The organism is Brevundimonas sp. UBA7838 (assembly GCF_002500885.1).
In the GTDB taxonomy this organism is placed as follows: domain Bacteria; phylum Pseudomonadota; class Alphaproteobacteria; order Caulobacterales; family Caulobacteraceae; genus Brevundimonas; species Brevundimonas vesicularis_C.
The window spans coordinates 1-374 of the sequence record NZ_DLTK01000009.1 but is presented as its reverse complement, the minus strand read 5'-3'; the positions used below and the strand labels follow the sequence as shown (position 1 = coordinate 374).

Below are 374 nucleotides of genomic sequence, written 5' to 3'. Positions count from 1 at the left end.
CGGCCGTCGCCGGGGCGTCGGCTGGGCTGCACATAGGCGGCCTTCCACGGCTTGGAGCCGAGCGCGCGCAGGACGGTGGCGGGATGTAGCGTGCCGGCCCCGACCTCGATGTCATAGGGCTGAAGAATGGCGCAGCCCTGCTCGCCCCAATAGCGGTGGAGCGTCAGGATCAGGTCCTGAAACGCGAGCGGCTCGGTCGAGGTGGTCAAATCGGGCTCGTGGGGAGGGGCTGCAAAAAAGACGGCGGACCATAGGGCCCGCCGCCTTCCGCTTCAACACGCTACCGAGCGAGCGCGTGGATGACACTGATCAGTTCGGGGTCGGTTTGGCTTCGGCCGCGCCGTCGGCGGCGGGATCAGCCGAATCGACCGGCG

Annotated in this window: 1 protein-coding gene; it reads right to left on the bottom strand. The window is 68.7% G+C overall.

The genetic code is table 11. The annotated features are described in order from the left end of the window. On the bottom strand, positions 1-209 hold a 209-nt coding region (locus B3T77_RS00485), incomplete at its 3' end, for a glycine--tRNA ligase subunit alpha (RefSeq protein WP_292076026.1). Between the last annotated feature and the right edge of the window lie 165 nt (positions 210-374).